We start from the raw sequence: 13,862 nt of genomic DNA, 5'->3' as shown, positions 1-13,862 counted from the left end.
CCGCGCAAGGCAATGACCGGCGCGGCGTCGATGTCGCTCCGGGCCCTGGACGGTGGCGCCCCCGGCTCTTAGGCCTCGCCCGCGATGATGCCGCGGATGCGGGTGGCCAAGGCCTCCAGGGCGAAGGGCTTGGTCATCACCTGCATGCCCGGCCCGAGATGGCCGTGGTTGAGCGCGGCGTTCTCGGCGTAGCCGGTGATGAACAGCACCTTCAGGTCCGGGCGGTGCTGGCGGCCGGCATCGGCCATCTGGCGGCCGTTCATGCCGCCGGGCAGGCCGACATCGGTGATGAGCATGTCGATGCGCACGTCCGACTGGAGCACCTTCAGGCCCGAGGACCCGTCCGCCGCCTCGATCGCCGCGTAGCCGAGATCCTCCAGCACCTCGGTGACCAGCATCCGCACGGTGGGCTCGTCGTCCACCACCAGGACCGTCTCGCCCTGCTCGGCGCGGGGCGCGTGGGCGAGGTCGGGCAACAGCCCGTCGCCCTCTGCCTCGCCGAGATGACGCGGCAGGTACAGGCAGACCATCGTGCCCTGGCCGACCTCCGAGTAGATCCGGACATGCCCGCCCGATTGCTTGGCGAAGCCGTAGATCATCGACAGGCCGAGGCCGGTGCCCTCGCCGATCGGCTTCGTCGTGAAGAACGGGTCGAACGCCTTGGTGATCACGTCGGGGGTCATGCCGGTGCCGTTGTCCGAGACGCACAGCGTCACGTACTGCCCGGGCTCCAGATCGCGCTCCTGCGCGGAGCGGTGATCGAGCCAGCGATTGGCCGTTTCGATGACGATGCGCCCGCCCGCCGGCATCGCGTCCCGGGCGTTGAGGCAGAGATTGAGCAGGGCGTTCTCGAGCTGGCTCGGATCGGCGAGCGTCGGCCACAGGCCGCCGGCGCCCACCGACTCGATCGTCACCGCCGGGCCGACGGTGCGGCGCACGAGGTCCATCATCCCCTCGATCAGGCGGTTCACGTCGGTAGGCTTCGGGTCGAGGGTCTGGCGGCGCGAGAAGGCCAGCAGGCGGTGGGTCAGGGCGGCGGCGCGCTTGGCTGCGCCCTGCGCCGCGCCGATATAGCGGTCGAGGTCGCCGACCCGGCCCTGCAGCATCCGGGTCTGCATCAGCTCCAGCGAGCCCACCACCCCGGCCAGCATGTTGTTGAAGTCGTGGGCGAGGCCGCCGGTCAGCTGCCCGACCGCCTCCATCTTCTGCGATTGCCGCAGGGCCTCCTCGGCGCGCATCAGCTCGCGCGTCCGCTCGGCGACCCGCTGCTCCAGGGTCTCGTTGAGGCTGCGCAGGGCCGCAGTGACGCGGTCCCGCTCCGCCGCGACGGCCCGGCGCTCGTCGACGTCGAGGAGGACGCCCGGGAAGCTGAGCGGCGTCCCGTCCGGCCCGTGGTCGACGCGGCCGTTCGCCTCCAGCCAGTAGTAGCGCCCGTCGGCCCGGCGGACGCGGTACTGGTGCGCGTAGGCCCCGCCCCGGGCAATCGCGGCCTCGATCGCCTCGGCCAATCCCGCCCGGTCGTCCGGATGGACGGTCGCCACCACCTGGGCGAGGCTCAGGCCGTCGCGCCCGAGGACGGGATCGAGGCCGAAGCTCTTCGCAAAGGCCTCGTCCACGGTGAAGCGGTCGCTCGGCAGGTCCCACAACCAGGTGCCGATAATCGCGCCCGCCGCCAGCGCGAGCTGGACGCGCTCGACATTGGTCCGGGCGACCGCCTCGCTGGTGCGCAGGGCGTCCTCCGCCTGCCGGCGCGCGGTGATGTCCCGGAACAGCACCGAGACCTGCCGCCGGCTCGGCGGCTCGATCCGGACCGCCGAGACCTCGATGGTACGCTCCACCAGCGCGAAGTAGCGCTCGAAGCGAATCGGGCTGCCGGTGCGGAGCACGCCGCCGTAGAGGTCGAGCCAGGCCTCCGCGTCGTCGGCCGGGACGAGATCGCGCAGCGTCCGCCCGACGATGTCGGCGATGCCGGTGTGGCGCTCGTAGCCCGGATTGGCCTCGACATGGACGTAGTCGCTCAGCGGGCCGTGCGGGCCGTCGAGGAAGGTGATGACGCAGAAGCCGTCGCCGATGGCCTCGAACAGCGACCGGTAGCGCTCCTCGCTGGCGCGCAGGGCCTCGCGGGCCTGCCACTGCTCTGTGACGTCGCGCGCGACCCCGGAGAACCGGACCGGCCGTCCCTCCGCGTCGCGCTCGATCTCGCCGCGGCGGGCGATCCAGCGGATCGCCCCCGTATCCGGGCGGCGGATGCGGTACGTGACGTCGCCGAGGACCCGCCCGTCCCGCCGGCTCTCCGCCGTCGAGACGAGGCTCTGGTCGTCCGGAATGACCAGAGCCTCGACCATCTCGGCCGGGTAGGTCGCGCGCTCCGGCAATCCGTAGAGGCGGCAGAAATGCGAGGTCGGGTGCAGGATCTGGTCGCCGATATCGACCGAGAACAGGCCGATCCCGCCTGCCTCCTGCGCCCGCAGCAGGCGCGCCTCGGCGGCGCCGAGCGCCTGCCCGGTGGCGCGCAGGTCCGTGCGGTCCCGCAGGATCTTCACGTAGCCGATGTGAGACCCGGCTTCGTCGCGCAGCGGCATGACCTCGCCGGAGGTCCAGAGGCGCGACCCGTCGGCGCGCAGGTGCCAGCCCTCGTCCTCGGCCCGGCCGTGGTCCAGCGCGGCGCGCATCGCGCGCTCCGGGCGGCCCGCGGCCCGGTCCTCGGGGGTGAAGATTTGGGCGATGGACTGGCCGCGCATCGCGTCCGCCGTCCAGCCAAGGATGTGTTCCGCGCCGGAATTCCAGTCGGTGACCCGTCCGTCCTGGTTCGTGGCGATGATGGCGAACTGGGTCGTGCTGTCCAGGATCGCCCGCTGCTGCCGCGCGCGCGAAGCGGGCCCGTCCTGGTCCGCCGCGGAGGCGGCGCCCGCGCCCGTGTGCGGAGCCCGGCGGCCTCCTCCTCCAGGGCGCGGGCGCGCTGCAGGAGATCGTCGATCCCGGCCTCGCCCATGGTCAGATCCCGCGCCGTGCTATCGGATCCGCCGGCCGCCACCCGGACACGCGCGCGCCGGCGTCTCTGCGCGGGGCGCGGCCGGTCTCGGTCGGGGCAGCGGTGGCGGCGGGCACGGGCGGGCGGGTCCGTCTTGCGGGAGGAGCTTGTCGTGCGGAGGGCGGGCGTCGCGTGGGCGCCTTCTGCCGGAAACCGGCCCGCAGCGCCACAGCGGGTGAAGCTTAACGCGCGGCCATCCCGGCCGGCTCCGGGAGCGCCCTGTCCGCGAGGATCCGGCATCATCGAAGCCCGGATCCGGGCCTTCTCCGGCACGGGCTTGGGACGACATGCTCGCGACGATCCGTCTCCGCGCGGATGTTCTACGACCGGTCAATCGCCCCGGAATAAGGAGGCCGCGCAGCGGAGCCCGGAATGACGGGGCTGAAGCGGCTGCGCTGCATCTTCCGCGATCCGTCCCCGGCGCGGCCCTAGCGCGGCGCGGCGAGCCGGCAGGCCGCGCCGCTTGCCCGGGGCCAGCCGTAGTAGATCGTCTCGGCCTGCGCGGTCGCACCGACGGCAACTTCCGGGACCGCGGCCGTGGGCGTGTCGAGGACCGCCCCGCCGGCCCCCGTGAACGTGCACTCGACGGTCGCCTGCGTCACCGGATCCGGCCCCGTGTTCCGCACCGTGAACAGGGCGCGCTGCGGCTCGTGCGAGTCCGGTGGCGTGTGAAGCCGGGTCTCCTGGACGGCGAGGGCGCCGTCGGCCCGCACCGGCGAGGCGGCCCCGAGGCCGGCGCCGGCCGCCAGGAGGGCGGGAAACAACCGTGCGTACCGCAAGCCTTGCATGATCCGTCCCATCCTCCGTCGCGCGCCGGGCCGCGGCACCGATGCCGCCCTCGATCAACGCCGGACTGCCCGTCCGGGTCTCCGGCCGGAAGGCCTGCCTTGGCCGCCGCTCAGTTGCGCAGCGGCTTGGCGTCGATCTGCATCCGGTAGATCGTCGTCGGAAACTTCACGGCCGAGGCCTCGCCGCCATTCATCGCCGGGGTGCGGTTCATCTGCGCAGCCGGGATCCACAGGCCGCCCTGCTCGTCGATCCACATCGCGTCGACCCAGACCAGCCGGGGATCCTGCACCAGGGTGCTCATCGTCCCGTCCGGAGCGATCTTGAGGATGCGCAGGCCGTCCGTGTCGCTCGCGTAGATCGTGCCCGCCGCGTCGATCGCGGTGCCGCCCGTCGCCACGGTGGCCGCATGGAGCTTCACGTGCGTGGCCCGCTCGGCGTCGCTCAGGGCGGCGTCGTCGAGGTAGCGGGTCTCGATGCTGTAGAGCGGGCCGGTGCAGGCCTGGTAGTAGAAGGTCTTGCCGTCCGGGGAGACCTCCAGCTGGTCGGCGTGGATGAACAGCAGCTTGCCCTTGTCGTCCCGGAGCACCCGGCCCTGGCCGGTGAGCGGGCGCTGCGCGATGGTCGACCAATGGCCGTCGAGAACCCGGCGCAGGGTCCCGGTCTCGAGGTCGAGCACGATCAGCCCGGGCTGGCCGGCATCCGTCAGGTAGACGCTGCGGCCGTTGAAGCGGAAATCGTCGATGAAGCTCTTGTCGGTGGTGGCTGCCTGGAGCGGATAGACCTTGTGCACGGCGTTCCGGGCGAGGTCGATCTGCACGAGCTTGGGGCCGCCCGGCAGCGGCGCCGCGCCCATGCCGGGCGCACCCTTGTCGACCACCCAGAGATCGCCGTCCGGGCCGATCCGGATGGCGTTGACCGCCACGAACGCCTTGGCCGGGTCATCGCCCTGCTTCCAGGCGTTCCAGCCCGCGTCCGGGAACGGCACGGCCTTGCCGTCCCGCCACTCGCCGAGTTCGATCCCCGTGTCCGGACTCTGGCGCTGGAACGGCGAGAACAGCCGGCCGTCCTGGGATCGGGTGATGCCGTTGAAGACGAGGTTGTCCGACTGGATCATCGGCTTGAGCGCATCGGACCCGGCCGGGGCCTCCGCGGCGCGACCGGGCGCCGCCAGGCCGGCGGCCAGCAGGAGGGCGAGGATCGCGGCGCGCATCATGGGGGTCCGGGTCCGGCGAGAAACGGTCTGGGCGGTAAGCCTGCCGGGTGGGCCCTGTTCCGTGCCGCCCCGATCGGCCGCACCCGACCGGCGCCGCACCCAAACGGGGCTGCGACCGTTCGCCGGGGCTGGATCCCGCGGAAATGAGAACATATAGTGAACGTATAGGAACGCCGCGCGTGGCGGACGAGGAGGAGCGAGGGATGGCTCGGTACCGGTTCCACTGCACCAACGGTCTCGAATGCGTGTTCGACGCGCGCGGCACGGAGGTGCGCGCCGCGTCCCGCCTGATCACACGCGCCCGGAAGGTTGCGGCCGACGTGCGGCAATCCCTGGCGAACCGGACCGACTGGTCCGAGTGGCGGGTGAGCGTGCACGACCTCTCGGGCCGGCGCGTCCTCGTGCAGCCGTTCGAGCCGGCGGCGGACCGGATCAAGGTGGCGGCCTGAGATGGCCGCGCCGATCAGGACGGTCCGGCAGGGACCGCCGGTCCCGCCGCGGCCATCCGCGACCGCCGGAGAGCCGGATCAGACGATTCGCCCGCTGAGCCTGTCCGAGTTCATCGGCCAGCGGGCGGCGCGGGCGAACATGCAGATCTTCATCGAGGCGGCGAAGAAGACCGGTCAGGCGCTCGACCACGTGCTGTTCGTCGGCCCGCCGGGCCTGGGCAAGACCACGCTGGCCCAGATCGTGGCGCGCGAGCTCGGGGTGAACTTCCGCTCGACGTCGGGTCCGGTGATCGCCAAGGCCGGGGATCTCGCCGCGCAGCTGACCAACCTCGACGAGCGCGACGTGCTGTTCATCGGCGAGATCCACCGGCTCAACCCGGCGGTCGAGGAGATCCTCTACCCGGCCATGGAGGATTACCAGCTCGACTTGATCATCGGCGAGGGCCCGGCGGCGCGCTCGGTCAAGATCGAGCTGCCCAAGTTCACGCTGGTCGGCGCCACGACGCGGGCGGGCCTGCTGACCACGCCGCTGCGCGACCGGTTCGGGATCCCGATCCGGCTGGAGTTCTACGAGATCGACGAGCTGGAGCAGATCGTGGCGCGCGGCGCGCGGGTGCTGGGCTTAGGGATGTCGGCGGAGGGCGCCAACGAGATCGCCCGGCGGGCGCGGGGCACGCCGCGGATCGCGGGGCGGCTGCTGCGGCGGGTGCGGGACTTTGCGGTGGTGGCGGAGGCCGAGACGGTGACGCGGGCGATCGCCGACCGGGCGCTGCAGCTGCTCGACGTGGACGGGGCGGGTCTCGACGTGATGGACCGCAAGTACCTGAGCCTGATCGCGCGCTCGTTCGGGGGCGGGCCTGTGGGCATCGAGACGATCGGGGCGGCGTTGTCGGAGCCGCGCGACGCGATCGAGGACATCATCGAGCCCTACCTGATCCAGCGCGGCTTCGTGCAGCGCACCCCGCGCGGCCGCATCCTCACCAAGCACGCCTACCGCCATCTCGGCCTCGCCGTGCCGCAGGACGAGACCGCCGCGGCGGCGGCCTAGCGCCGGGACCGAGCGCGCCGGGGTAGGGAGCACCGGATCCCGGCGGGGCCGGCGGCGGTTGATGCTGCGCCGTCGGGAAACGCGGGCGCACCGCATGCTCAGTCTGGACCAGGAGCGGGCGCACCTCGCCAAGGCCGAGCAGGACATCGCCGCGGGCCAGATGCGGATCACCGCGCAGGAATTGCGGATCCAGAGGATGCGCCTGCGCGGGCATGACACCGGCCGCGCCGAGGAACTCCTGGATCGCCTGCGCCAGACGCTCCTGCAGTGGCACGCGCACCGCGCGGAGATCCTGCGGGCAATCCGCAGGCTGGAAGGCTCCTAGAGCGCGCGCTCTGACGGGGACGCAGGAGCCGGATTGGACTTCCCGGCTGAGGCGGCGCATGCTCCCGCTCGAGCGTCGATGGCACACCCGGATCGTCGTGGCTGAGCGGGACGGTCTTCTCCCTGGTCGCACGGAGGCTCTCACGGAGGCTCTCTTGCCGGACCTGATCGCCGCTCCGGTCCCCGGCCGCGTACGACCGGTGGTTGATTGAGAGCGCCCGGGAGGCGATCCGGCGGTCGCGCGCGCTTCTGGAACAGACCGCGCCATGATCCGCCTGGAGATCCAAGCCGCCCGCCGCAGTGTTCCCCCCGGGCGTGGAGGAGCGGCGTAGCATGACCAATCGCGACATCATCGTCATCGGCGGCTCGTCCGGTGCGACCCTGCCGCTCAAGACGATCCTGGGCACGCTACCGAAGGATCTGCCGGCGGCGGTGTTCGTCGTGGTCCACATCCCGGCCCGGAGCCTCGGCCTGCTCGCGACCGTGACGGCCGCGGCGGCCCACATGCCGGTCCATCCGGCGGCGGACGGCATGGCGATCACCCCCGGCAACATCTACCTCGGCGTGCCGGACTACCACCTCATCCTGGCGGACGGACGGATCCGGCTCGGGCGCGGCCCCCGCGAGAACATGGCGCGACCGTCGATCGATCCGCTGTTCCGCTCGGCCGCCGTGTCGTATGGCCCCCGGGTGATCGGCGTGCTCCTGAGCGGCCTCCTCAACGACGGGACCGCCGGCCTGGACGCGATCAAGCGCTGCGGCGGCCTCGCCCTCGTGCAGGATCCGACCGACGCCATTGCCGACGAGATGCCGCGCAGCGCGCTCTCGGCCCTGGAGGTCGATCTCACCCTGTCGGCGACCCGCATCGGCGACGTCCTCGCCGATCTCGTGCGCGACCCCGCTGGCCCGCCGCGGCCGGTGCCGCCGGAGCTGCGGCTGGAGGTCGACATCGCGGCGGGCGCCCGGGTCGACAGTGACGTGATCGGCCGTCTGGGCAGCCCCGCCGCCCTCTCGTGCCCGCAATGCGGCGGCGTCCTCTCGACGATGAAGGACGGCAAGCCGCTCCGCTTCCGCTGTCAGGTCGGCCACGGCTACACGGCCGAGCTCGTCGCCAAGGAGCAGGAGAACTCGGTCGACGAGGCCATGCGGGTGGCTTTGCGCATCATCGAGGAGCGGGCCGAGCTCGTCCGGCGCATGGCCGCCGACGGCCGCGAGGCCGGGCGGCGGGCGCTGGCCGAGATGTACGACGAGCGCGCGGCCGAGTACCGCGCCTATGCCGAGACGATCCGAAAAGCCGTGCTGCAGACGCTTCCCTCGCCCGAGCCCTCGGGTAATGAGGGAGCACAGGAGGAGTGATGCGCACGCCGGCTGCAATGTCCGCGACAGGAGCGGGGTCTTGGCCCCCATTCTGGCGGGTAACGACCGCCCGTCCGCACGCGTCCATGAGCCCCGGATCAGCGCCGCGATGGTGACAGCCTCCCCCGATGCGGCCGCCCCCGACGGCCGGCCCGCCGTCGTCGCGGTCTGTGCCTCGGCCGCGAGCCCGCAGCCGCTGCTGCAACTCCTGCGCGCGCTGACGCCGCAATCCGACATGGCGCTGGTCATCGTGCTGCAGCACCGGGAGGCGCTGGACACGGAGCCGTTCATGCAGGCCCTGCGCGAGGCCGGCCATGTGCCGAGCCCGATCGCGCCCGATGCTCCGCTCGAGCCGGGAAAAACCTACCTGCCCGATCCGGACGTGATCGTGAGCCTGGAGAACGGCCGGTTCCGGGTCCAGCCCGCCGAGGAGCAGCCCGGGGCGCGCGGAACCATCGACAGCTTCCTGGTGGCGCTGGCCAGCGACGAGGACGGCCACAGCATCGCGGTCATCCTGGCCGGCACCGGCGCCGACGGCACGCTCGGCCTCAAGGCCGTGAAGGCGGCGGGCGGACTGGCGCTCGCGGAGGAGACGGAGGAATCCCGGTCCAGCGAGCTCGCGCGCAGCAATCATCCCGCCGCCCTGGCCGACGCGGTTCTGCCGATCGATCAGCTCGCCGAGCGGATCAAGGATGGCGTCCGCCAGTCCGACCCGCCGCCGCCGGGCTTGCCCGGCCCGACGACGCGGATGTCTCGGCGGCGCTGGCAAGCATCGCGGCGGTCCTGCGCAAGCGGACCGGACACGACTTCCACGGCTACAAGCCCGGCACCTTCCTGCGCCGGGTCCAGCGGCGGGTGCAGGTCGTCCAGGTGACCTCCATCGGCGCCTATCTGGACCTGCTGCGCGAACGGCCCGACGAGGCCCAGGAGCTGTTCAACGATCTCCTGATCGGCGTCACGCAATTCTTCCGCGATCCGCACGAGTTCGACCTGCTCGCCCGCGAGGTCGTCCCGAAGCTGTTCGCCGGCAAGACGCAGAACGACCGCCTCGGGTCTGGGTGATCGGCTGTTCCACCGGCGAGGAGGCCTATTCCCTCGGCATCCTGCTGCGCGAGCACATGGCCACCCTCGGCGACGCGCCGCTGGTGCAGATCTTCGCCACGGACCTCGACGGCCGGGCGCTCGCGGCGGCGCGCGCCGCGCGCTACGCGGCCACGATCGCCGACGACATGTCGCCGGAGCGGCTGGCGCGCTGGTTCGTCAAGGAAGGCAACACCTACTGCGTGGTCAAGGAGCTGCGGGAGATGTGCATCTTCTCCCAGCACAGCATCATCAAGGACGCCCCGTTCTCACGCCTCGACATCGTCTCCTGCCGCAACCTGCTGATCTATCTCGACGCCGAGCTGCAGAACCAAGTGATCCCGCTGTTCCACTTCGCGCTGCGGCCGGACGGCGTGCTGTTCCTGGGCAATTCCGAGAACGTCTCCCGCCACACGAACCTGTTCGCCCCGCTCGAGAACCGCTCACGGGTGTTCCGCCGGCTCGAAGCGCCCAACCGGCTGCTGCCCAACTTCCCGTTCACGGTGGCGTCGCTGCCCGCCGAGAAGCTGCCCGCGCGCAACGCCCCGCCCAGCACGATCGAGCCGTCGCTGGCGCAGCGGGCCGAGCGCTTCGCGGAGCGCTACGCGCCGGCCTACGTGATCCTCGATGAGGGCTACAACGTCCTGCATTTCTCCGCCCGGACGGGCCGCTACCTCGATCCGGTCGGCGGGGCGGCGACGCTGAACCTCCTGCAACTGATCCACCCCGACCTGCGCTTTGACGTGCGCGAGGCGCTGTCGCGGGCCGCCGAGGCGGAGGAGACCGTCGAGCTCGAGAACCGGCGCATCGGGCTCAACGGCCACAGCCTGGTCGCCGACCTCGTGGTCGAGCCGGTCAAGCACGCGTCCGGACCGGTGCGGAGCTACTTCGTCCTGTTCAAGGACGGGCACGCGGCGCCGGGACCGGAGCAGATCGCGGCCACGACCGCCTCCTCCGACCAGCAGGCCTATATCCAGCAGCTCGAAGCCGAGCTGCGCGAGACCCGGGAGCGGCTCCAGGCGACCGCCGAGGAGGCCGAGACCACCAGCGAGGAGCTGAAGGCCTCCAACGAGGAGTACCAGTCTCTCAATGAGGAGCTGCAATCCGCCAACGAGGAGTTGCAGACCTCCAAGGAGGAGCTGCAGTCGCTCAACGAGGAATTGACCACCGTCAATGGCGAGCTCAGCCTGCGGGTGCAGGAACTCGGCCGGACCAACAGCGACCTGAAGAACTTCCTCGAGAGCACGCAGATCGCCACGATCTTCCTCGACAACGAGCTGCGGGTGACGAACTACACCCCGGCGGTCACCGAGATCTTCCACCTCGCCGAGACCGATGCCGGCCGCCCGATCGGCCACATCAAGTCGCGCCTCGCCTACGACGACCTCCAGGCCGACGCCCGGCGGGTGCTGCGGACCCTGGCGGCGGCCGAGCGGGAAATCGAGAGCGTGGTGACGGGCGCGCACTACATGGTGCGGGTCCTGCCCTACCGGAGCATCGACAATTTCATCGCCGGCGTGGTCATCACCTTCGCCGACATCACGGCGCGCAAGCGGGCCGAGACCGACCTGCGCGAGAGCCAGGAACGCTTCCGCCTCGTCGCCGAGAACGCCCGGGACTACGCCATCTTCACCGTCGATCCCGAGAACCGGATCACCGACTGGTATCCGAGCGCCGAGGCTGTGTTTGGCTGGACCGCCGACGAGGCCATCGGGCAGACCGGCAGCATCCTGTACACGCCGGCGGACCGGCGGCACGGGGAGGACGAGAAGGAGCTGGAGGAGGCGCGCCGGGAGGGCTCGGCGCTCAATGTCCGCTGGCACTTGCGCAAGGACGGCGCGCGCGTGTTCATCGAGGGCACGACCCGGGCCCTGCATCACGCGGACGGGTCGCTCCGCGGCTTCCTGAAGATCGGCCAGGACACCACGAACCGGCGGGAGACCCACGAGGCCCTGCGCGCCAGCGAGACGCGCCAGCGCGCGCTGATCGAGGGCATCCCGCAGCTCGTCTGGCGCTCGGCCGACGATGGCCAATGGACCTGGGGCAGCCCGCAATGGCTGTCCTTCACCGGGCAGACCCAGGAGGAGAGCACCGGCATGGGCTGGCTCGAGGCCGTGCACCCGGATGACCGCGGCGCCGCCCTGGAGGCCTGGGACCGGGCCGGACCCGATGGGGTTCTCAATGTCGAGTACCGCGTGCGCCGCGCCGCCGACGGGGCTTGGCTCTGGCATCATACCCGCTCGCTGCCGGTGCGGGACGCCGCGGGCCGCGCCCTGGAGTGGCTCGGCACCTCGACCGACATCGACGCCATCCGCCAGCTCCAGGCCCGGCAGGAGGTCCTGGTCAACGAGCTGCAGCACCGGGCGCGCAACCTGCTCGGCGTGGTCTCGGCCGTCGCCGACCGGACGGTGAAGCAGGGCGGATCGGTGGAGGCGTTCGAGGAACGGCTGCAGGCCCTCGGCCGGGCCCAGGCCCTGCTCAGCCAGGGCGGCAACGACACCGTCGCGGTCGGCGACTTGGTGCGGGCCGAGCTGGCCGCCTACACCGACGAGGCCTCACCGGCCGTCGCGATCGAAGGACCGGAGGTCCGGCTCAGGGCGCGGCAGGTGCAGAACTTCGCCCTGGCCCTGCACGAGCTCACCACCAATGCGGTGAAGTACGGCGCCCTGAGGGACGGCTCCGGGCGCCTGTCGGTCACGTGGGACGTCGCGCAGGACCCGCGCGCGGGCCAACGGCTCGCGCTGAGCTGGATCGAGAGCGGGGTCGCCATCCCACGGGACGCGGCGCCCCGGCGCGGCTACGGCACGGAGCTGATCCAGGAGGCGCTCGCCTACGCGCTGCAGGCCGAGGTCGCGTACGTCCTCGAATCGGACGGCGTGCGCTGCCGGATCGAGATGCCGGTGTCCTCACCGGTGTGAACCCTCGGCCACGCCGTCCTGTTGAACCTTGTACGTCCTGATCGTTCCCCCCGGGAGAGCCCATGTCCCGCGCTGATGCTCCCCTGACCGGTCGCCGCGTCCTGGTCGCCGAGGACGAGTACCTGATCGCCAGCGAGGTGAAGCGCTGGCTGCTGGCGGCCGGGTCCGAGGTGCTGGGCCCGGTGCCGAGCGTGGACAAGGCCCTGGACCTGATCGAGGCGCGCCGCCCCGACGTGGCGGTGCTCGACGTCAATCCCGGGGCGGGCGATGACGCCTACCCGCTCGCCGACCGGCTGGGAGCGCTGGGGGTGCCATACCTGTTCGCCACGGGCGATGTGCGCCTCGCCGATACCTCGATCTACCGGGACCGGCCGCGGCTGGAGAAGCCGTTCCTCGCGCGGGAGCTGGTGCGCGCCCTGACCGCGATTCTCGCCGAGAGCCGCGCCTGAGCGGGCCGCACCGGGATCGGTGAGGCCGCAACGCCCGCGCGGGCCGGGCTGCGGCGCGGTCGCCCGCTCGACAACCCGGCACGCGCTCACCATCTTGGCGGCAACAAAGGACGTCCGCCATGACAACCTATCGTAAGTCGCCCGAGGCGATCGCGGCGCTGACGCCGGAGCAGTACCGGGTCACCCAGCAGAACGGCACCGAGCGGCCCGGCACGGGCCCGCTCCTCGGCAACAAGGAGCCCGGCATCTACGTCGACATCGTCTCCGGCGAGCCGCTGTTCGCCAGCGCCGCCAAGTACGAATCCGGCTGCGGCTGGCCGAGCTTCACCAAGCCGATCGACCCCGCGCACGTGACCGAGCTCCGGGACGTGTCGCACGGCATGGTCCGCACCGAGGTCCGGTCCACGCACGGGGACAGCCATCTCGGCCACGTGTTCAACGACGGCCCGCGCGACCGCGGCGGCCTGCGCTACTGCATCAACTCGGCGGCGCTCCGCTTCGTGCACCGGGACGACATGGAAGCGCAGGGCTACGGCGCCTACCTGCCTCAGGTGGAGACGGTATCATGAGCATCGAACGCGCAGTTCTCGCCGGCGGCTGCTTCTGGGGCATGCAGGATCTGATCCGCAAGCTGCCCGGCGTGGTCTCGACCCGGGTCGGCTACACGGGCGGGGACGTCCCGCACGCGACCTACCGCAACCACGGCACGCATGCGGAGGGGATCGAGATCACGTTCGATCCCGCGACGATCAGCTTCCGCCGCCTGCTCGAATTCTTCTTCCAGATCCACGACCCGACCACGCCGAACCGCCAGGGCAACGACCGCGGCCTGAGCTACCGCTCCGCGATCTTCTACGTCACGCCCGAGCAGAAGCGGGTCGCCGAGGACACGATCGCGGATGTCGACGCGTCGGGCCTCTGGCCGGGCAAGGTCGTGACCGAGGTCGCGCCGGCGGGCGATTTCTGGGAGGCGGAGCCCGAGCACCAGGATTACCTGGAGCGGATTCCGAACGGCTACACCTGCCACTTCGTGCGGCCGGGCTGGCGGCTGCCGCAACGCTCCGACGCGGCCTGAGGAACCGGCGCACCTTGGGGGCGCCGTCATCCCGGGGCGCCGCAGGCGAGCCCGGGATCCAGAACCACTGTCGGAGCAAATCATCGGCACCTCGGCGGGTCTGGATCCCGGGCTCCGCTGCGCGGCCCCG

The 13,862-nt window shown here is 71.7% G+C and carries 13 protein-coding genes and 1 pseudogene; 10 read left to right on the top strand and 4 right to left on the bottom strand.

Annotation, left to right across the window (positions count from 1 at the left end; translation table 11 throughout):
* Positions 1-68 precede the first annotated feature (68 nt).
* The 4 genes and pseudogenes from M6G65_RS24245 to M6G65_RS24235 form a co-directional block, all read right to left on the bottom strand.
* Positions 69-2,543 (bottom strand): PAS domain-containing protein, encoded by a 2,475-nt coding sequence (locus M6G65_RS24245; RefSeq protein WP_430929581.1) that lies wholly within the window; start codon positions 2,541-2,543, stop codon positions 69-71.
* A 12-nt stretch (positions 2,544-2,555) separates the two neighbouring features.
* Positions 2,556-2,819: pseudogene (locus M6G65_RS34090) on the bottom strand (PAS domain-containing protein); the annotation flags it as partial.
* A gap of 640 nt (positions 2,820-3,459) precedes the next feature.
* Entirely contained in the window at positions 3,460-3,819 is a 360-nt protein-coding gene (locus tag M6G65_RS24240) for a hypothetical protein (RefSeq protein ID WP_238199062.1), read from the bottom strand.
* A 110-nt stretch (positions 3,820-3,929) separates the two neighbouring features.
* Entirely contained in the window at positions 3,930-5,030 is a 1,101-nt protein-coding gene (locus M6G65_RS24235) for an SMP-30/gluconolactonase/LRE family protein (protein ID WP_308445231.1), read from the bottom strand.
* Between the two features lie 206 nt (positions 5,031-5,236).
* Between M6G65_RS24235 and M6G65_RS24230 the strand changes: the two genes are divergently transcribed.
* From M6G65_RS24230 to msrA, 10 genes are all read left to right on the top strand, one after another.
* Positions 5,237-5,482 carry a DUF6894 family protein gene (locus M6G65_RS24230; protein WP_192711066.1) on the top strand — a complete coding sequence of 82 codons (246 nt, stop codon included), beginning with the start codon at positions 5,237-5,239 and terminating at the stop codon, positions 5,480-5,482.
* A 1-nt stretch (position 5,483) separates the two neighbouring features.
* Positions 5,484-6,530: a Holliday junction branch migration DNA helicase RuvB gene (ruvB, locus tag M6G65_RS24225; protein WP_250102983.1), complete on the top strand. Its 1,047-nt coding sequence runs from the start codon at positions 5,484-5,486 to the stop codon at positions 6,528-6,530.
* Between the two features lie 94 nt (positions 6,531-6,624).
* Entirely contained in the window at positions 6,625-6,855 is a 231-nt protein-coding gene (locus M6G65_RS24220) for a hypothetical protein (RefSeq protein WP_238200031.1), read from the top strand.
* Between the two features lie 332 nt (positions 6,856-7,187).
* Complete coding sequence (locus M6G65_RS24215) at positions 7,188-8,210, top strand: chemotaxis protein CheB (RefSeq protein ID WP_238200030.1); 1,023 nt, start codon at positions 7,188-7,190, stop codon at positions 8,208-8,210.
* A 109-nt stretch (positions 8,211-8,319) separates the two neighbouring features.
* A complete protein-coding gene (locus M6G65_RS24210; protein WP_250102982.1) occupies positions 8,320-9,084 on the top strand; it encodes a chemotaxis protein CheB in 765 nt (254 codons plus the stop codon).
* Entirely contained in the window at positions 8,973-9,272 is a 300-nt protein-coding gene (locus M6G65_RS24205; protein WP_347710506.1) for a protein-glutamate O-methyltransferase CheR, read from the top strand. The genes M6G65_RS24210 and M6G65_RS24205 overlap by 112 nt, the downstream gene beginning before the upstream one ends.
* Positions 9,269-12,208 (top strand): PAS domain S-box protein, encoded by a 2,940-nt coding sequence (locus M6G65_RS24200; RefSeq protein WP_250102981.1) that lies wholly within the window; start codon positions 9,269-9,271, stop codon positions 12,206-12,208. Before M6G65_RS24205 ends, M6G65_RS24200 begins: the two co-directional genes overlap by 4 nt.
* Before the next feature lie 62 nt (positions 12,209-12,270).
* A complete protein-coding gene (locus M6G65_RS24195) occupies positions 12,271-12,657 on the top strand; it encodes a response regulator (RefSeq protein ID WP_250102980.1) in 387 nt (128 codons plus the stop codon).
* 119 nt (positions 12,658-12,776) lie between these two features.
* Positions 12,777-13,226 (top strand): peptide-methionine (R)-S-oxide reductase MsrB, encoded by a 450-nt coding sequence (gene msrB, locus M6G65_RS24190; protein WP_238200028.1) that lies wholly within the window; start codon positions 12,777-12,779, stop codon positions 13,224-13,226.
* Positions 13,223-13,732, top strand: coding sequence for a peptide-methionine (S)-S-oxide reductase MsrA (gene msrA / locus M6G65_RS24185; protein ID WP_238200026.1), 510 nt, complete (start codon positions 13,223-13,225; stop codon positions 13,730-13,732). The genes msrB and msrA overlap by 4 nt, the downstream gene beginning before the upstream one ends.
* Positions 13,733-13,862 lie beyond the last annotated feature (130 nt).

This window comes from Methylobacterium tardum (assembly GCF_023546765.1).
Lineage (GTDB): Bacteria > Pseudomonadota > Alphaproteobacteria > Rhizobiales > Beijerinckiaceae > Methylobacterium > Methylobacterium tardum.
This window is presented reverse-complemented; position numbering and strand designations above follow the sequence as displayed.